Annotated in this window: 16 protein-coding genes; 9 read left to right on the top strand and 7 right to left on the bottom strand. The window is 69.6% G+C overall.

Annotation, left to right across the window (positions count from 1 at the left end):
- Nucleotides 1-32: 32 nt before the first annotated feature.
- Nucleotides 33-1,337, bottom strand: a complete 1,305-nt coding sequence (locus ABIE45_RS23950) for an MFS transporter (RefSeq protein ID WP_192708819.1) — start codon at nt 1,335-1,337, stop codon at nt 33-35.
- Nucleotides 1,338-1,550: 213 nt separating this feature from the next.
- Between ABIE45_RS23950 and dnaN the strand changes: the two genes are divergently transcribed.
- Nucleotides 1,551-2,672, top strand: a complete 1,122-nt coding sequence (gene dnaN / locus ABIE45_RS23955) for a DNA polymerase III subunit beta (protein WP_192708820.1) — start codon at nt 1,551-1,553, stop codon at nt 2,670-2,672.
- A gap of 209 nt (nt 2,673-2,881) precedes the next feature.
- On the top strand, nt 2,882-4,036 hold the full coding sequence (gene recF / locus ABIE45_RS23960) for a DNA replication/repair protein RecF (protein ID WP_192708821.1): 1,155 nt from the start codon (nt 2,882-2,884) through the stop codon (nt 4,034-4,036).
- Nucleotides 4,037-4,165: 129 nt separating this feature from the next.
- On the opposite strand, the gene ABIE45_RS23965 is transcribed toward recF, so the two are convergent.
- The gene (locus ABIE45_RS23965) at nt 4,166-5,866 is read right to left on the bottom strand and encodes a methyl-accepting chemotaxis protein (RefSeq protein WP_192708822.1); all 1,701 of its coding nucleotides are present in this window, start codon (nt 5,864-5,866) and stop codon (nt 4,166-4,168) included.
- Between the two features lie 417 nt (nt 5,867-6,283).
- Between ABIE45_RS23965 and ABIE45_RS23970 the strand changes: the two genes are divergently transcribed.
- Together ABIE45_RS23970 and ABIE45_RS23975 are read left to right on the top strand one after the other, a co-directional pair.
- Nucleotides 6,284-6,679 carry a VOC family protein gene (locus ABIE45_RS23970; protein ID WP_192708823.1) on the top strand — a complete coding sequence of 132 codons (396 nt, stop codon included), beginning with the start codon at nt 6,284-6,286 and terminating at the stop codon, nt 6,677-6,679.
- 50 nt (nt 6,680-6,729) lie between these two features.
- The gene (locus ABIE45_RS23975; RefSeq protein WP_192708824.1) at nt 6,730-7,317 is read left to right on the top strand and encodes a histidine phosphatase family protein; all 588 of its coding nucleotides are present in this window, start codon (nt 6,730-6,732) and stop codon (nt 7,315-7,317) included.
- On the opposite strand, the gene ABIE45_RS23980 is transcribed toward ABIE45_RS23975, so the two are convergent.
- From ABIE45_RS23980 to ABIE45_RS24000, 5 genes are all read right to left on the bottom strand, one after another.
- Entirely contained in the window at nt 7,318-8,034 is a 717-nt protein-coding gene (locus ABIE45_RS23980; protein ID WP_192708825.1) for a hypothetical protein, read from the bottom strand.
- 62 nt (nt 8,035-8,096) lie between these two features.
- Nucleotides 8,097-9,089 (bottom strand): nickel/cobalt transporter, encoded by a 993-nt coding sequence (locus ABIE45_RS23985; RefSeq protein ID WP_192708826.1) that lies wholly within the window; start codon nt 9,087-9,089, stop codon nt 8,097-8,099.
- The gene (locus ABIE45_RS23990) at nt 9,080-9,754 is read right to left on the bottom strand and encodes a DUF1007 family protein (protein WP_192708827.1); all 675 of its coding nucleotides are present in this window, start codon (nt 9,752-9,754) and stop codon (nt 9,080-9,082) included. The genes ABIE45_RS23985 and ABIE45_RS23990 overlap by 10 nt, the downstream gene beginning before the upstream one ends.
- Nucleotides 9,755-10,003: 249 nt before the next feature.
- Nucleotides 10,004-10,912, bottom strand: a complete 909-nt coding sequence (locus tag ABIE45_RS23995) for an amino acid ABC transporter substrate-binding protein (RefSeq protein ID WP_192708828.1) — start codon at nt 10,910-10,912, stop codon at nt 10,004-10,006.
- 28 nt (nt 10,913-10,940) lie between these two features.
- Nucleotides 10,941-12,221: a dicarboxylate/amino acid:cation symporter gene (locus ABIE45_RS24000; protein WP_192708829.1), complete on the bottom strand. Its 1,281-nt coding sequence runs from the start codon at nt 12,219-12,221 to the stop codon at nt 10,941-10,943.
- A 244-nt stretch (nt 12,222-12,465) separates the two neighbouring features.
- Here ABIE45_RS24000 and ABIE45_RS24005 point away from each other — a divergent pair, with 244 nt between their 5' ends.
- From ABIE45_RS24005 to ABIE45_RS24025, 5 genes are read left to right on the top strand one after another with little or no spacing between them, the layout of a single operon-like run.
- Nucleotides 12,466-13,383 carry a branched-chain amino acid ABC transporter permease LivH gene (locus ABIE45_RS24005; RefSeq protein WP_192708830.1) on the top strand — a complete coding sequence of 306 codons (918 nt, stop codon included), beginning with the start codon at nt 12,466-12,468 and terminating at the stop codon, nt 13,381-13,383.
- Nucleotides 13,383-14,777 carry a high-affinity branched-chain amino acid ABC transporter permease LivM gene (gene livM, locus ABIE45_RS24010; protein WP_192708831.1) on the top strand — a complete coding sequence of 465 codons (1,395 nt, stop codon included), beginning with the start codon at nt 13,383-13,385 and terminating at the stop codon, nt 14,775-14,777. Before ABIE45_RS24005 ends, livM begins: the two co-directional genes overlap by 1 nt.
- Nucleotides 14,777-15,664 carry an ABC transporter ATP-binding protein gene (locus ABIE45_RS24015; protein ID WP_192708832.1) on the top strand — a complete coding sequence of 296 codons (888 nt, stop codon included), beginning with the start codon at nt 14,777-14,779 and terminating at the stop codon, nt 15,662-15,664. Before livM ends, ABIE45_RS24015 begins: the two co-directional genes overlap by 1 nt.
- The gene (locus ABIE45_RS24020; RefSeq protein WP_192708833.1) at nt 15,661-16,458 is read left to right on the top strand and encodes an ABC transporter ATP-binding protein; all 798 of its coding nucleotides are present in this window, start codon (nt 15,661-15,663) and stop codon (nt 16,456-16,458) included. The genes ABIE45_RS24015 and ABIE45_RS24020 overlap by 4 nt, the downstream gene beginning before the upstream one ends.
- A gap of 5 nt (nt 16,459-16,463) precedes the next feature.
- Nucleotides 16,464-16,832, top strand: coding sequence for a DUF6867 family protein (locus ABIE45_RS24025; RefSeq protein ID WP_192709058.1), 369 nt, complete (start codon nt 16,464-16,466; stop codon nt 16,830-16,832).
- The last annotated feature ends 43 nt before the right edge of the window (nt 16,833-16,875 follow it).

Below are 16,875 nucleotides of genomic sequence, written 5' to 3' on the forward strand. Positions count from 1 at the left end.
TCGACCCCGTCCCAATCCGATCCGGAACGGCTCTAGCGGCCCGACGTTTCCGGCATCGCCAGGACGGCGACGAAGCTGAGGGTCGCGGCGACCGCCAGGTAGATCCCGACGAAGCCGATCCCGCCATAGGCCGCGAGTTCCTGGGCGATGTAGGGCGCTCCGGATGCGCCCAGGATTCCCGCGAGATTGTACGTGACCGAGGCGCCGGTGTAGCGCACCCGGGTCGGGAACAGCTCCGGCAGCAGGGCGCCCATCGGGCCGAACACCCAGCCCATCGCCAGGAGGCTGAGGCAGAGGAAGCCGAGGACCGGCGGCCACGTCCCGGTGCCGGCGGCCGTTCCCAGCATCGGCCCCATGAGGAAGCCAAGCAGGAACACCGCGGCCATACCGGAGAGGAGCACCGGCCGGCGCCCGAACCGGTCGGCGGCGGCACCCGAGATCACGGTTCCCAGCGCCATGAAGCAGACGGCGATGCACTCGAACAGCAGGAAGCTCGGCCGCGTGTAGCCGAGCGTGCCGGTGCCGTAGCCCAGGGCGAACACGGTCGACAGGTAGAACACCGCGTAAACCGCCACCATGGCGAAGGTGCCCATCAGGACCGCGCGCCCGTGCTGCGTCAGCATCGTGGCGAACGGCACGCGCTCCGGGCGGGCCTGGCTCAGCGCGGCCTTGAAGGCGGGCGTCTCGGTGAGCTTCAGGCGCACGTAGAGCCCGACGCCGACCAGGGCGGCGGAGGCCAGGAACGGCAGCCGCCAGCCCCAGGCCTGGAAGTTCTCGGGCGACAGGCCGAAGCTCAGCGCCAGGAAGCCGAGATTGGCCAGAATGAAGCCGACCGGCGCGCCGAGTTGCGGGAAGATCCCGTACCACGCGCGCTTGCCCGGCGGTGCGTTCTCCACCGCCAGCAGAGCCGCCCCACCCCATTCCCCGCCGAACCCGATGCCCTGCCCGCAGCGCAGGATGCAGAGCGCCGCCGGAGCCCACCAGCCGGCCGTGGCGTAGGTCGGCAGGCAGCCGATCAGGACGGTGGACAGGCCCATGATCAGCAGGGACGCCACCAGCGTCGCCTTGCGGCCGACCCGGTCGCCGAAATGCCCGAACAGGGCTGCACCCACCGGCCGCGCGATGAACGCGATGGCGAAGGTCGCGAAGGCGCTGAGCTGCTGAACGCCCGGCGCGCCGGCGGGGAAGAAGACCGGTCCGATCACCAGGGCAGTGGCCGTGGCGTAGATGTAGAAATCGAAGAACTCGATCGCCGTCCCGACGAAGCTCGCGGCCAGGATCCTCCCGGCGCTCGGTGCGGTGCCTGTGGGGCCTGCGGTCTCGACGCTCTGCAGCATGATCTGGACGGTCTCGGTTCGGTTGCGGCGCTTTCGCACGGGGCGGCCTGGACGGAAACCCTGAATCCGACATGGCGCCGGCGGGATGGTCGAGGTCGCTGTGCGGCGCACCCATGGCGGCCTTGCGTTCCCGAGTCCCCTTCGCCAAGCTGAACGGCCATATTCCGCGACGGCTGCCGGCCGCGGCGCCGTCCACACCATTCGAGTATTGCGATGAGAGTCACTGTCGAGCGCGCGGCCCTGCTCAGGTCGCTCGGCCACGTGCACCGGGTCGTCGAGCGCCGCAACACGATCCCGATCCTGTCGAACGTCCTGCTGCGCTCGGAAGGCGCGAGCCTCCAGCTCCGGGCCACCGATCTCGACATCGAGGTCACCGAGGGGGTTCCGGCCGACGTCGCCGATGCGGGCGCCACCACGGTGCCGGCGCACGTGATCTACGACATCGTGCGCAAGCTCCCCGACGGCGCGCAGGTCTCCCTGGAGACCGGCGGCGAGGCCGGCCAGATGACGATCCGCTCCGGCCGCTCGCGCTTCGCCCTCGGGGCCCTGCCGGAAGGCGATTTCCCGGACCTCGCCGCCGGTGAGATGCCCCACGGCTTCGAGATCGCCAGCGCCGATCTCAAGCGCCTGATCGACAAGACGCAATTCGCGATCTCCACCGAGGAGACGCGCTACTATCTCAACGGCATCTACCTGCACACGCTGGAGACCGAAGCCGGCCCGGTGATGCGGGCCGTGGCCACCGACGGCCACCGGCTCGCCCGGGTCGAGATCCCGGCGCCGCAGGGCAGCGTCGGCATGCCCGGCGTAATCGTGCCCCGCAAGGCGGTGGCGGAGATCCAGAAGCTCCTCGACGACGGCGGCGAGACTGTCGCGGTCGACCTGTCGCCCGCCAAGATCCGCCTGCGCTTCGCCGGCGGCCTGACCCTGATTTCCAAGCTGATCGACGGGACCTTCCCGGATTACCAGCGGGTGATCCCGGCCAACAACGACAAGCGGCTGACCGTGGAGCGCGACGCCTTCGCCAAGGCGGTCGACCGGGTCTCGACCATTTCGTCCGAGCGCGGCCGCGCGGTAAAGCTGGGGCTGGCCGAGGGGCGTCTCGCCCTCTCGGTGAACAACCCGGACTCGGGCAGCGCCACGGAGGAGCTCGATGTCGATTACGAGGCGGCCAACCTCGATATCGGCTTCAATGCCCGCTACCTGCTCGACATCACGGCGCAGCTCGAGGGCGACACTGCGCTGTTCAAGCTCGCCGATCCGGGCTCGCCGACGCTGATACAAGACCGCGAGGGTGCCGCCGCGCTCTACGTGCTGATGCCGATGCGGGTGTAGGACTGCGTCGGTCCTTCCGGCTCCCGCCCTCGTCCTGAGGTGCCGGAGCATCGTGGAGTCCTCGAAGAAGGCCTCCAGATGGCGACATGGATTCTGGAGCCCTCCTTCGAGGCCCGCCGATGCGGGCACCTCAGGACGCGGTGGTTGTACGGGATGGCAGATGAGAGGGGAGCGTTGAGCGCCGTTCGGCTCAGCCCTGCGGATCGACGATGAGCAATCCACTCGATCCTGAGATCGGGTCGAACGAGCCGGTCCAGCGCATCACCCGCCTGATCGCCCGCGACTTCCGCAACCACGCCGATCTCGAACTCGCGCCCGAGGCCCGGTTCGTCGCGCTGGTCGGCGAGAACGGCGCCGGCAAGACCAACCTGCTCGAAGCCATCTCCCTGTTCGTGCCGGGCCGGGGCCTGCGGCGGGCGGACTTCGCCTCCATGGCGCGGACCGGGGGACCGGGCGGCTTCGCCGTCTCGATCACCCTCGATCGGGACGGCGCCGAGCACCGGCTCGGCACCGGGTTGGAGCCCCCCGGGCCGGACGGGCGGGCAGGCCGGCTCTGCCGCATCGACGGCGCGCCGGCCTCCTCGCCGGTGGCCTTCAGCGAGTTCCTCCGGGTGGTCTGGCTGACGCCCGACCTCGACGGGCTGTTCCGCGGCGCGGCCGGCGACCGGCGCCGGTTCCTCGACCGCCTCGTCCTGGCGGTCGATGCCGGGCACGGGGCGCGGGTCTCCGCGATGGAGCGGGCTCTGCGCTCGCGGAACCGCCTCCTGGAGGATCGACCCGACGACGACCGCTGGCTCGACGCGGTGGAGCGGGAGGTGGCCGAGCTCGGCGTCGCGGTGGCGCTGGCCCGGCGCGAGACCGCCGAGCGGCTCGACCGGCTGATCGCCGAGACCCGGGACGATGCGCAGCCCTTCCCCTGGGCCTCCATCCGCCTGGAGGGGGACCTCGATGATCTCGTCGCGGTCTGGCCCGCCATCGAGGCGGAGGACCGGTTCCGGCTGGCCTTGCGCAATGGCCGCCACCGCGACAGGGCCGCCGGCCGCACCTTGATCGGGCCGCAGACCAGCGACCTCGTGGTCCGCCACGGTCCCAAGGACGTGCCGGCCGGGACGGCGTCCACGGGCGAGCAGAAGGCGCTGCTGATCGGGCTCGTCCTGGCCCATGCCCGCCTGGTGCGGGCTATGAGCGGAATCGCCCCGGTGATCCTCCTCGACGAGGTGGCGGCCCACCTCGACCCGCGCCGGCGTGCGGGCTTGTTCGAGGCTCTGGAAGCCCTGCCCGGCCAGGTCTGGATGACGGGCGCCGATCCGGCCGCCTTCGCGCAGACCGGCGACCGGACCGAGGTGGTGCGGGTCGGGGCCTGAGCGGGGCTCTGACAGGAGCCGGTTGAAGGCCACGGTCGGCTTTGCCCGCGCGTCATCACGCGCGGATGGCTTGGCTGTGGGCGCCAGGATGCTTCGGCACGTCCGGGCTCGCGCCGTGCGAAGTCGGTCTCAGGCCGCCCGGATCGTCGCGAGGAAACGGGACACCTCCGCGCCGAGATGCTCGGACTGGCGCGACAACTCGCCGGCGGCGCCCAGCACCTGGGCGGCGGCCGCGCCGGTCTCCTCGGAGGCCCGGGCCACGCCGGTGATGTTGCTCGTCACCTCGTCGGTGCCGGTCGCCGCCTGCGCGACGTTGCGGACGATCTCCTGCGTGGCCGCGCCCTGCTGCTCCACGGCCGCGGCAATGGTGGTCGCGACCCCATCGATCTCGCGGATCCGCGCCGCGATCGTGTCGATGGCCGAGACCGCTTGGCCGGTCACGCCCTGGATCTGGCCGATCTGCTGGCTGATCTCCTCGGTGGCCTTCGCCGTCTGCGCTGCGAGCTCCTTCACTTCGGCGGCGACCACCGCGAAGCCCCGCCCCGCCTCTCCGGCGCGGGCCGCCTCGATCGTGGCATTCAGAGCCAGCAGGTTGGTCTGGCCCGCGATGCTCGAGATCAGCCCGACCATGTCGCCGATGCGCGTGGCCGCCTGGGTCAGCGCCTGGACGAGGTGCTGGGTTTCGTCGGCCTCGCCGACCGCCGTCTGCGCGAGGCTGGCCGAGCCGAGCACCTGCCGGCCGATCTCTTGCACCGAAGAGCCGAGTTCCTCGGCCGCGGCCGCCACGGTCTGGACGTTGGCGGAAGCCTCCTCGGCGGCCGACGCCACGGCAGTGGATTGGTTGGCCGTCTCGGTGGCGCTGGCCGTCATGGTTTGGGCGGTGGCCTGCAGTTCCGTGGCCGAGGACGACACCATCCCGACGATGCTCCCGACCGCCTGCTCGAACCCGTCGGCCAGTTCCAGCATGGTGCGCTTGCGCTCGTCCTGGGCGGCCGCGTCGGCGATGCGCCGGACTTCGGCCTCCTCGGCGGCCTTGCGAGCCACCATGGCCTTGATGCCCTCGACCGCCTTCCCGACCGCGCCGACCTCGTCCCGACGGGCGGCCTCCTTGATCTCGGCATCGATCTCGCCCTGCGCCATGCGCTGCAGGACCGACACGAGGCGCGAGAGCGGGCGCGTGATCCCCGACACCGCGATGAACACCGCCGCGGCGAGTCCGGCGAGCATGCCCAGGGCGCTGAATAGGATCAGGCTGTAGCGGGTCGCGTTGGTCTTGTCGGTCAGCTCGTCCGACGCCTTGGCGACATAAGCTCCGATGTCGTCGGCGATCTTGTTGCCGGCTTCGATCATCGCCGAGAAGGTCGGGTCGATCGCCGAGTGGACCAGCGCGAGGGCCTTGTCGTTCTGGTTGGTGGTCCCGAGCCGGCGCACTTCGTCGACGTTCTGGACAAAGCGTTCGATGCGCTCGCCCTGCGCGTTGATCGATTTCGCGAAGGCCGGCGCATGCGCGCGGAGGGCTTCGATTGTCGGCCTCACCTTCGGAAGGGCGGCCTCGAAGCCTCGGTTGGCGCTCTGCATCTGCGCCTCCTCGGTCTCCGCGATGATCCGGTAGACCCAGTAATTGAGCTCGAACATAAGGCGGTTGAGGCGCCGGGCCTCGACCGCCGCCACCGTCTCGTTGCTGAGGAAGTCGCTGTAGGCTTGGTCGATCTCGCGCATTCGGCCCTGTCCATACCAGACACAGGCGCCGACAATCATGCTGATGACAGCAATGACGGCGATCAGCTTGGGCAGAACCTTGAGGTTTGACAGCCTTACCACAGTCTTCATGTCCCGGATTGAAAATCTATATGGCCGTTCTGAATGGTCATTCGAAGGATTGGCTGTGGGGAGTAAAAAAGGAATTAATCGCTCTTGTCTGTTATGAGGTATAAAGCTCGAAATTTCAAGTCGGCATGCTTGATATGTATCGCTCGATTGAGTGGTTTATTGGCATAAATAATACTGATATTCGCGAATTTGGCCTCAGAATTAGTTCTTGGCAATTTGTATTGGACGACGTGCTATTGCGCTCAAGTGCAAGCGTTGGTTCGCAGGAGAAGCCGGTCGACCGGAGCTGGTTCGGCGCGCCCCGGAGCGTCGATGTCGCGCAGGCCTCTGCGGCGCTCGGTCTTTTCAGGGACGGGTCGGAGCGCCACATGGGGTGGATCCTCCACCTGTCGCCTGCTCACACGGAACCGGAGACGCATGTCCAAGCCCGTCCACGCCATGATCCGGGTCCTTGAGGAGCAGCGCGCGCGTGACTACTACGCCCGCGCCTTCGGCCTCGAGGTGTCCGACCGCTACGACTTTCCCGACTTCACGCTGATCTACCTGCGCGACCCGGCCTCGCCGTTCGAGCTGGAACTCACGGTCAACAAGGGGCGCGACACCCCCTACGATCTGGGCGACGGCTACGGGCACATCGCCTTCGTGGTCGATGACTTGGAGGCCGAGCATGCGCGGCACCGGCGCGAGGGCTTCACGGTCACGGACCTGAAGGCGCTCAAGCACGGCGAGGACGTGCTGGCCCGGTTCTTCTTCGCCATGGATCCGGACGGCTACAAGATCGAGGTCATCCAGCGCGGCGGGCGTTTCGCCTGACACGCCCGGAACCAACGCAGCCGACCCCTCGAGAGACGCATCCGAGTTCCATGCAGGACAAGACCCGAATCGTCTGCCTCCGCCACGGGGAATCGACGTTCAACGCCGCGCACAAGCTCGGGCGCGGCGATCCCGGGCTGCCCGACGCCCGGCTGACCCCGCGCGGCCAGATGCAGGCCCGGGACGCGCGGGAGCGGCTGCGGTCGATCCCGTTCGATCTGGTGGTGGTGTCGCCGTTGACCCGCGCGATCGAGACCGCCGCGATCGTGTTCGGCGATCATCCGAGCAAGCCCCGCATTCTGGTCGAGGTGCTGCATCGGGAATGCCAGGAGAGCAGCTGCGACGTCGGCCGTGCGGCCTCGGAGATCGCGGCCGAATTCCCGCATCTCGATGTCGGCCATCTGCCCGAGATCTGGTGGCACGCGGAAGCCGGCTGCGAGGTCGGCGGCTACCCGGTCGAGCCGCGCCACCTGTTCGACGCCCGGGTCGCGGCGTTCCGCGACTGGCTGCGCACCCGGCCGGAACGGACCATCGCGGTGGTCGGGCACGGCACGTTCTTCTATCACCTCACCGGCACGTTCCTGGAGAATTGCGGCACGATCGAGCTCGATCTCGACGCCGCGCCCGTGGCGGCCTGATCAGGCCGGAGCGAGGGCGCGCGCCGCGTCGAGCCGCTCCCGGGCCCCGGCCAAGGCGATCTCCGGCGCCTGCCGACCGAGGCTGAGGGCCGTCTCGAGGATCGCGCAGGCCTGGCTCCAAGTCCCGGCCACGAAGGGCGCGGCCCCTTCGGCGACCTCTGCGGCGCAGCGCGCATCGTCGCCGGAGCGCTGCGCGGCCGTCGCCGTCCGGGACACTGCTGCGGTCAGCGCGCCCTCGCGCCAGCGGCGTCCCCGGGCCGCCGCCTGCGCGAGCGCCCCGCCCCGCCAGGCCGCCGCCTTCGCGGCCGCCAGCGCGATGAGCCAGTCCGGGGCCCCGGCGCAGGCCTCGGCATCCTCGGCCATGCCGGCGAGGGTGCAGAGCGGCGCCAGGATGCGCCGCACGCTCTCCAACGCCAGCCGCGATGTGCGCGCGGCCTCGACCTCCGGCATGTCGGCGCTGCCGGAGAGCCGCAGCACGAAGGCCATGAGCTGCGGCCGGATGTCGTCCGGCATGGCGTCGTTGAGGCCGAGGGCGTAGGCGGCGATCGGCCGCGAGAAGCAGGGCGGGCAATCCGCGCTGGAGCGGATCGCCCGGTACGGCAGACCGGCCGCCACGATCGCGGCCTCGTTGATGCAGGTTCCGCCGTCGGGGCCGGGGAAGGAGTGAGACCCGGCGAGCAGGCGCCAGTTCAGGATCGTCTCGAAGTCGGGATGCATGGGCGCGCTCTCCGTCTCGGGTGCGCAGCGTGGCACGCCGTGTTCCGGAAGGCGAGGCCCCCTCAGCCGCCGAGCCCGGGCGCGAGGCCCGAGATCATCGCGGTGCCGAGGACCAGCACGAAGGCTGCGGCGACGAGTTCCAGGCCACCGAGCGCCAGGAGCCCCGCCTGGCCCCGGCCGCCCGCGAGGCGCAGGGCCGTGCGCTTGGCGAAGACCGCCAGACAGGCCAGCGCCGTCGTGGTGAGCGCCGTGCCCAGCGCCATCGCCAGGACCGCCAGCACGCCCGCCCCGGGCACGCCCTGCGACACCGCGAAGACCAAGACCAGCACAGCGCCCGCACAGGGACGCATGCCTGCCGCCAGCACCACACCGGCCCGCTCGCGCCACGTGTCATGGGTGTCGAGGGCCTGCGGCCCTGGCAGGTGGCTGCAGCCGGGGCCGCAGCCGGTGCCGAGATGCGCGAGGCGCCCGGCCTTGCGCCACGTCAGCACCAGCCCGATCAGGGCGACGAGAGCGAAGCTCACCGTCTCGATCAGCGTGCCGGCCCGGGTGATGCTCGCTGTCGTAGCGTTGAGGACCAACCTGCCGAGGCCGACGATCGCCCCGGCCATGCAGGCCTGGAGCAGCGCGGCGCAGACGCTCAGCATCGCGCCGCGCCGGAGCGCCCGCTCGCCCGCCAGGATATAGCCCGCGATCACCGCCTTGCCGTGGCCGGGGCCGGCGGCGTGGAAAACGCCGTACGCGAAGGCGAGCCCGACCAGCGGGCTCCAGCTGCCGCCGCCCCGGAGCGCGCTCACCGCGGCGTTGAGGCTGCGCGAGAAGCTCGCCTGCAGCGCCAGGATCACGCCGCCGATCCCCGTGGCGGCCGGGGCCGCTTCCCGGAAGCCGATCCCGAACGGCGAGCGCGGCGGCGGCGCGACGATGCCGGGCGCAACGAGCCACGCGATCGCGGCCGCCAGCAGGGCGGCCACTCCGATGGCCAGCACCATGAGGCCGAGCCGCAATCCCACCCGCCCCGGTTGGGCCGGCGCGGCGATCCCGATGCCTACGGACATGCCACGAGAACCCGGCTGGCGAACTGCACCCCGTAGCTGGAGGCCGCGGTCAGCGCCTCGAAGAACGCCTCGGTCATTCCCGAGGACCCGGCCTCCGCCGTCTTCGGCTGCTCGGTCTTCGGGCGGGTGACGGTGGCGGCGCAGCCCTGCGGCGCGCCCGCGAGCGTCGCGGCTTCGGGTCCGTCCGCGAACGAGAAGGCCACGAAGTAGGTCGGGTCGTAGACCTCCAGGGCGGCAACACCCCGACCCTGCAGGACCGGCGTCTTGAGCGGCAGCAGGAAGGTCATGACCAGAGCCTTGTCCTCCATGCGAGCCGCCGGCTCCCTCGGATCGGCGAAGGCCTGCTCCTTGCCGCCAACCTTCAGCTTCGTGAAGTAGCCGAATTCGGCGAGGTTGGCGGTGTTCTCGGCCGCGAGCCCGGCAAGTTCGTCGGGGCTGAGCGTGCCGTCCTTGTTGGTGTCGAGGCCCTGCGTGACGTAGGCGGTGTATTCGGGGTCGAAGCTCCACGTGTCGCGCACGCCGACAAGCTTGCCGCCCTCGTAGACGAGCTGCGCCTTCGCGGTCACCCAGACGTGCGGGTGCGCGGACGCCCCCGAGGCGGCGCAGGCGAGGAGGGCGGCCAGCGCCAGGGCGCGCGGCTTCGGGCAGTGCGCGGCGATCAGCATGGGCGAAGGCACGCTCGCGGCGGGAGGGAAGCGGTCAGGCCGGGTCTTCCTCGCGTGCCGGTTGGGCGAAAGCGAGGCGCCCGGGCGATCGCGCCTGGCAGTGAGCCGCGCCATCCGCTCCGTCCTTCCGGATCGCCGGAGGCGGGCCCGGAATCCAGACGCACTGTCAGTGCTTATTCTTGGAGCCTCGGCGTGTCTGGATCCCGGGCTCCGCTGCGCGGCCCCGGGATGACGCGGTGGATGCGGCGCTCACTCGCCCGCGTCGAGACCCATCAGCTGGAAGCTTACCCGCAGGTCGTTCGACATCGGGATGTCGAGGCGCTCGCCGTGGGGCAGGCGCTTCTGGAACCAGCGCTCGTAGGTCCAGCGCAGCGCGCGGGACTCGGCGAGGCGCGTGAAGGTCTGCTGCACGAGGCCGGCGAGTTCCGGGTCGTCCTTGCGGAACATGATGCCGTAGGGCTCGTAGGAGAGCTTGTCGGGCAGCACCGTGTAGTTCGCCCCGTCCTGCGCGTCGGTGGCGATCAGCCCGTAGAGGAGCACGTCGTCGGTGGCGAAGGCGTCGGCCTTGCCGGCCTTGACCATGGCGTAGGAGGCGGCGTGGTCGGGGGCGGTCACCAGCTGGGCGGCGATCTTCAGCCGGGCGAGCTGGTCGCGCACGGCCTTCTCGTTGGTGGTGCCTGCGGTGACCACCACGGTCTTGCCGCCGAGATCCCGGTAGGACGCGATGCCAGATCCCCGCTTCACCAGAAGCTGGGTCGCGCTGATGTAATCCACCGGCGAGAAGGCGACCTGCCGGCGACGCTCGGCATTGGCGGTGGTCGAGCCGCATTCGAGGTCGATCTTGCCCGAGGCCACCGCGTCGATGCGGGTCTCGGCGGTGACCGGCGCGTAGCGGATCTTCACCGGGCGGCCGATCGCCGCCTGGACGTCGTCGGCGATCTCGCCGCAGAGGTCGATGGCGTAACCGATCGGCCGGGGGCTGCCGTCCGGCTGCTTCCCTTCCACAAAGGAGAATGGCACCGAACTCTCCCGGTAGCCGAGCACGATCTCGCCGCGTTCGGCGACGCTCTTGAGCGTGCCGGTGAGCACCTCGATGGCGGAAGCCGGCGACGCGCCAGCCAGCGCCAGGACTATCGCCGCCACGAGCCGCATTGCCATCACCCGTCCTCCCGCTCTCGCGCCGCCCCTACTCTGCCGGCGAGGGCACGGTGCCGACATGGTCGAGGCGCTGGTCGGTCGTGCTGAGCTGGCCCTCCCACTTGGCGACCGCCACCGTGGCGACGCTGTTGCCGAGCACGTTGGTGGCCGAGCGGCCCATGTCGAGGAACTGGTCGATGCCGATGATCAGCAGCAGGCCGGCCTCCGGGATGTTGAACTGCGCCAGCGTCGCCGAGATCACCACCAGAGAGGCGCGCGGCACGCCGGCCATGCCCTTCGAGGTGACCATCAGCAGGAACAGCATCGTGAGCTGCTGACCCCAGGTCAGCGGGATGTTGTAGGCCTGGGCGATGAACATCACCGCGAAGGTGCAGTACATCATCGAGCCGTCGAGATTGAACGAGTAGCCCATCGGCAGCACGAACGAGGTGATCCGGTTGGGCACGCCGAACTGCTCGAGGTTGGTGAGCATCTTCGGGTAGGCCGCCTCGCTCGACGCGGTCGAGAAGGCCAGCACGAACGGCTCCTTGATCAAGTTGATCAGCCGCATGATGCCGCCGCCGCCGAGCAACAGGAAGCCGACGCCCATCAGCAGCGCCCAGAGCACCGCGAGGCCGATGTAGAACTCGATCAGGAACTTGCCGTAGGTGATGAGCACGCCGATGCCCTGCGTTGTGATCGTCGCCGCGATGGCGGCGAACACCGCCACGGGGGCGAACAGCATCACGTAGCCCGTCACCTTCAGCATGACGTCGGCCAGGCCCTCGATGCCCTTTGCGAGGAAGTGGCCCTTCTCGCCGAGGGCCGCGAGCGCGACGCCGAAGAAGATCGAGAAGACCACGATCTGCAGGATCTCGTTGTTGGCCATGGCCTCCACGGCGCTCTTGGGCACCAGGTGGGTCACGAATTCCTTAAGCGAGAGCGAGGCGGTCTTCAGGCCTGTGCCGGCGCCGACATCGGGCAGCGGCAGGTTCAGGTTCACGCCCGGCTGCATGATGTTGACCAGGATCAGGCCGAGCATCAGCGAGCAGAACGAGGCCCCGACGAACCAGAGCAGCGCCTTGCCGCCGACGCGGCCGACCGCAGCGGTGTCGCCGAGATGCGCGATGCCGACGACCAGCGTCGAGAACACCAGCGGTGCGATGATCATCTTGATCAGCCGCAGGAACACGTCGGAGATCAGCGCGATATAGCCGGCGATCTCCTTGGCGGTCTGCGGATCCGGCCAGGTGATACTGCAGGCGTAGCCCACCGCGATCCCGAGGAGCATGCCGACGAAGATCATCGTCGTGAGCCGTGAACCTGCCATCGGTACTGCTCCTCGCCAGCGCCCGGGATGAGCGAGCATTAAAGTTCGTTAACGTGAAGCACGAACTACGCCAGACGCAAGCCCATTCAGGCCCGGTTACTGGTGCGGTCGACTGTTTTCACGCGACGCCCGGGCGGCGATGAAACCGGTGGCCGGTTGGCTACGCTTGCGGTACGAGACTTGCGGCGACGATCAGCCCGCGCTCGGCGCGGGCAGCACAAGAAACGAGCGCGCGCGGGAGTCCATGGACGTTTTCGTACAGCAGTTGATCAACGGGCTGACGCTCGGTTCGATCTACGGCCTGATCGCCATCGGCTACACCATGGTGTTCGGCATCATCGGCATGGTGAACTTCGCCCACGGCGACGTCTTCATGGTCTCCTGCTTCATCGCGCTGATCACGTTCCTGCTTTTGACTGTCTGGCTCGGCATCAGCTCCATCGCGCTGGCCTTCCTGGTGGTGCTGGTGGTCGCCATGGTGCTCACCGCGCTGTGGGGCTGGGCGATCGAGCGGGTGGCCTACCGACCCTTGCGCGGCTCGTTCCGGCTGGCGCCGCTGATCTCGGCGATCGGCGTCTCGATCTTCCTGTCGAACTTCGTGCAGGTCGTGCAGGGCGCCCGCAACAAGCCGACGCCGCCGATGCTGTCGGGCGGCATCACCCTGTTCGAGCGGGACGGCTACGCGGTGTTCCTGGCCTGGAAGCAGGTGCTGATCATGGCGGTCACCGCCGTGCTGCTCACCGGCTTCTGGTACCTCGTGCAGCGCACGCCCTTCGGCCGGGCGCAGCGCGCCTGCGAGCAGGACCGCAAGATGGCGGCTCTGCTCGGCATCGACGTCGACCGCACGATCTCGCTGACCTTCGTGCTCGGTGCCGCGCTGGCGGCCGTCGCGGGCGTCCTCTACCTCATGTATTACGGCGTCGTGTCGTTCTCCGACGGGTTCGTGCCCGGCGTGAAGGCGTTCACCGCCGCGGTGCTCGGCGGCATCGGCTCCCTGCCAGGCGCCGTGCTCGGCGGCCTGATCATCGGTCTGATCGAGACCTTCTGGTCCGCCTACTTCTCCATCGAGTACAAGGACGTCGCCGCCTTCTCGATCCTGGCGATCGTGCTGATCTTCATGCCCTCGGGCATCCTGGGCCGGCCCGAGGTCGAGAAAGTCTGATGGCCGGTTCCCAGACTGCGCTCCCGGGCTCCGCGATGGCCGGCATCCTGCGCGATGCTGCCCTCTACGCCCTCGTCACCTTCGGCCTCTGCGTGCCGATCATCGCCTACCGCACCGATCCCGGGCCGGGGAGCGAGCTGGTGCTCGTGCCGCGCTGGGGTCTGGTGGCGGCGCTCTGCCTGGCGATCTTCGTCGCCCGCATCGTCCAACGGCTCGTGCTCCTGCGCCGGGACGCCCGGCGGGCGCTGACCCCCTCCCCGGTCCAGGCCACCGAGGCGGTCCACGGCGAGCCCGACGCCGGCCAGAAGACCTCGAAGGTCGGGCTCTACAGTTTCATCGCCGTCGCCCTGACCCTGCCGATCCTCGCGGCGCTCGCCACCGGCGGCCTGTCCTCGGCCCGCTACTGGATCGACCTCGGCATCCTGATCCTCACCTACGTGATGCTCGGCTGGGGCCTGAACATCGTGGTCGGCCTCGCGGGCCTGCTCGACCTCGGCTACGTCGCCTTCTACGCGGTCGGCGCCTATTCCTACGCGCTGCTGTCGACCACCTTCGGCCTGTCGTTCTGGATCTGCCTGCCGCTGGCCGGCCTGTTCGCCGGCCTCTGGGGGATGATCCTCGGCTTCCCGGTGCTGCGCCTGCGCGGCGACTACCTTGCCATCGTGACGCTAGCCTTCGGCGAGATCATCCGCCTCGTCCTGATCAACTGGACCGACGTGACCGGCGGCGGCGCCGGCATCTCGTCGATCCCGCGGGCGACCTTCTTCGGGATCCCGTTCACGGCGGGCGACGACGGGTTCGCGGCCACCTTCGGCATCCCGTACGACTCGATGCACCGGCTCGTCTTCCTGTACTACCTAATCCTCGCGCTCGCGCTGATCACCAACTTCGTCACCCTGCGCCTGCGCCGCCTGCCGATCGGCCGCGCCTGGGAGGCCCTGCGCGAGGACGAGATCGCGTGCCGCTCGCTCGGCATCGACACCACTGCCACGAAGCTCACGGCTTTCGCGCTGGGCGCGGCTTTCGGGGGTGTGGCCGGCTCATTCTTCGCCGTACGCCAGGGCTTCATCAGCCCGGAGAGCTTCAACTTCCTGGAGAGCGCCATCATCCTGGCGATCGTGGTGCTGGGCGGCATGGGCAGCCAGGTCGGTGTCGCCATCGCCGCGGTGGCGATGGTCGGCGGGCCGGAGATGCTGCGCAACCTCGGCTTCCTGAAGGCCGTGTTCGGCGAAGGCTTCGACCCGAGCGAGTACCGTCTGCTCCTGTTCGGCCTCGCCATGGTGGCCATGATGGTCTGGCGCCCGCGCGGGCTGATCTCGGTGCGGTTGCCCTCGGTGTCGCTCGGCGAGCGTCGCGCCGTCTCGGGCGCCCATGTCAGCGAGGGGCACGGCTGATGGCGACGTCACCCCTCGCCCCGCCGGTGCTCGCGGTCGAGCACCTGACCATGCGGTTCGGCGGCCTGACCGCCGTGTCCGACCTGTCGTTCGAGGCGCGCCGCGGCGACATCACCGCGCTGATCGGGCCGAACGGGGCCGGCAAGACCACGGTGTTCAACTGCATCACCGGCTTCTACAAGCCGACCGAGGGCATGCTGACGCTGTCCCATACGGATGGCACCGCGCACCTGCTGGAGCGGCTGCCCAACCACAAAGTGAACCGCACCGCGCGGGTGGCGCGCACCTTCCAGAACATCCGCCTGTTCCAGGGCATGACCGTGCTGGAGAACCTGCTGGTCGCCCAGCACGCGCCGCTGATGCGCGCCTCGGGCTACACGATCCTGGGGCTCCTCGGCCTCAAAACCTACCGGGACGCGCAAGGAGCCGCGATCGAGCGCGCCAAGGCGTGGCTCGACCGGATCGACCTGATGAAGCGGGCCGACGACCCGGCCGGCGCCCTGCCCTACGGCGCGCAAAGGCGCCTGGAGATCGCCCGGGCAATGTGCACCGACCCGGTGCTGCTCTGCCTCGACGAGCCGGCCGCCGGCCTCAACCCGCGGGAATCGGCCGAGCTGAACGGCCTCCTGCGCCACATCCGCGACGAGCACGACACCTCGGTGCTGCTGATCGAGCACGACATGTCGGTGGTGATGGAGATCTCCGACCACGTGGTCGTGCTCGATTACGGCGTGAAGATCGCCGACGGCTCCCCCGCCGAGGTCCGGGCCGACCCGAAGGTGATCGCCGCCTATCTCGGCGTCGAGGACGAGGAGGTCGAGGCCGTGGAGGCCGAGGTCGGGATCACCGTGCCGCACGCCGACGCCCAGACGGGAGCCCCGGCATGAGTGTCGCCGGCATCAACGTCCTGGTCGAGGAGACCCGGGCGATCCGTGCGGGGGCCAAGCCGCCGCTCCTCGCGGTGCGCGACGTCTCGACCTATTACGGCAGCGTCGCGGCCCTGCGCGGGGTCGATCTCGACGTCGCCGAGGGCGAGATCGTCACGCTGATCGGCGCCAACGGCGCCGGCAAGTCGACCCTGATGATGACGATCTTCGGCAGCCCCCAGGCGCGCTCGGGGACGATCACCTATGACGGGCGCGACATCACCCGGATGCCGACCCACGCCATCGCCCGCCTCGGCATCGCCCAGTCGCCGGAGGGCCGCCGGGTCTTCCCGCGGATGAGTGTCTACGAGAACCTCCAGATGGGCGCCGCGCTCCACGACGGGCGCTTCTTCGCCGAGGATCTGGAGAAGGTCTGCGTCCTGTTCCCGCGGGTGAAGGAGCGCCTGAACCAGCGCGCCGGCACCATGTCGGGCGGCGAGCAGCAGATGCTGGCCATCGCCCGGGCGCTGATGAGCCGTCCGCGGCTGCTGCTCCTCGACGAGCCGTCGCTCGGCCTCGCGCCGCTGGTGGTGAAGGGCATCTTCGACGCGATCCGCGAGCTGAACCGGACCGACGGCATGACGATCTTCCTCGTGGAGCAGAACGCCTACCACGCCCTGAAGCTCGCCCATCGCGGCTACGTGCTGGTCAACGGCCGGGTGACCATGAGCGGCACCGGGCGCGCGCTCTTGGACGATCCGAACGTCAAGGCCGCCTATCTGGAGGGGGGCCATGCCGGCCCGGTCGGGGCATGAGCGTGCTGCAGGGGATCCTGTACGAGGAGCCGTCGGCCTGGCTGTTCCTGCTCGTGACCGTCGTGATGGGCGGCTGGGCCGGCTGGATGGCGGCCCGCGGCATCGCCCGGGGCTGGCGGCCGTTCTCGCACTGCGCCCTGGCGCTGCTCCTGGTGGCGGCTGCCGTGCGCTTCATCCACTACGCCCTGTTTTCGGGCACGCTGCTGTCGCTGCACTACTATGCGGTCGACGCAGCCGTCGTCATGATCATCGGCGCGGCGGGCTTCCGCTACACGCGGACGCGCCAGATGACGAGCCAGTACCGCTGGCTCTACGAGAAGACCTCACCGCTGACCTGGCGTGCACGGGCGCCCGCGGCGGGCGAGGTCCGATGAGTGCGGCCGGATCCGCACGTGCGGTCCTGACACTAAAGGGGAA

Source organism: Methylobacterium sp. OAE515, from assembly GCF_041806315.1.
GTDB lineage: Bacteria > Pseudomonadota > Alphaproteobacteria > Rhizobiales > Beijerinckiaceae > Methylobacterium > Methylobacterium tardum.

What these genes read in the sequence shown, in the direction of transcription:
- ABIE45_RS23950 (WP_192708819.1), bottom strand. Translation starts at nt 1,337, where the DNA reads ATGCTGCAGAGCGTCGAGACCGCAGGCCCCACAGGCACCGCACCGAGC.
- dnaN (WP_192708820.1), top strand. Translation starts at nt 1,551, where the DNA reads ATGAGAGTCACTGTCGAGCGCGCGGCCCTGCTCAGGTCGCTCGGCCAC.
- recF (WP_192708821.1), top strand. Translation starts at nt 2,882, where the DNA reads ATGAGCAATCCACTCGATCCTGAGATCGGGTCGAACGAGCCGGTCCAG.
- ABIE45_RS23965 (WP_192708822.1), bottom strand. Translation starts at nt 5,866, where the DNA reads ATGAAGACTGTGGTAAGGCTGTCAAACCTCAAGGTTCTGCCCAAGCTG.
- ABIE45_RS23970 (WP_192708823.1), top strand. Translation starts at nt 6,284, where the DNA reads ATGTCCAAGCCCGTCCACGCCATGATCCGGGTCCTTGAGGAGCAGCGC.
- ABIE45_RS23975 (WP_192708824.1), top strand. Translation starts at nt 6,730, where the DNA reads ATGCAGGACAAGACCCGAATCGTCTGCCTCCGCCACGGGGAATCGACG.
- ABIE45_RS23980 (WP_192708825.1), bottom strand. Translation starts at nt 8,034, where the DNA reads ATGCATCCCGACTTCGAGACGATCCTGAACTGGCGCCTGCTCGCCGGG.
- ABIE45_RS23985 (WP_192708826.1), bottom strand. Translation starts at nt 9,089, where the DNA reads ATGTCCGTAGGCATCGGGATCGCCGCGCCGGCCCAACCGGGGCGGGTG.
- ABIE45_RS23990 (WP_192708827.1), bottom strand. Translation starts at nt 9,754, where the DNA reads ATGCTGATCGCCGCGCACTGCCCGAAGCCGCGCGCCCTGGCGCTGGCC.
- ABIE45_RS23995 (WP_192708828.1), bottom strand. Translation starts at nt 10,912, where the DNA reads ATGGCAATGCGGCTCGTGGCGGCGATAGTCCTGGCGCTGGCTGGCGCG.
- ABIE45_RS24000 (WP_192708829.1), bottom strand. Translation starts at nt 12,221, where the DNA reads ATGGCAGGTTCACGGCTCACGACGATGATCTTCGTCGGCATGCTCCTC.
- ABIE45_RS24005 (WP_192708830.1), top strand. Translation starts at nt 12,466, where the DNA reads ATGGACGTTTTCGTACAGCAGTTGATCAACGGGCTGACGCTCGGTTCG.
- livM (WP_192708831.1), top strand. Translation starts at nt 13,383, where the DNA reads ATGGCCGGTTCCCAGACTGCGCTCCCGGGCTCCGCGATGGCCGGCATC.
- ABIE45_RS24015 (WP_192708832.1), top strand. Translation starts at nt 14,777, where the DNA reads ATGGCGACGTCACCCCTCGCCCCGCCGGTGCTCGCGGTCGAGCACCTG.
- ABIE45_RS24020 (WP_192708833.1), top strand. Translation starts at nt 15,661, where the DNA reads ATGAGTGTCGCCGGCATCAACGTCCTGGTCGAGGAGACCCGGGCGATC.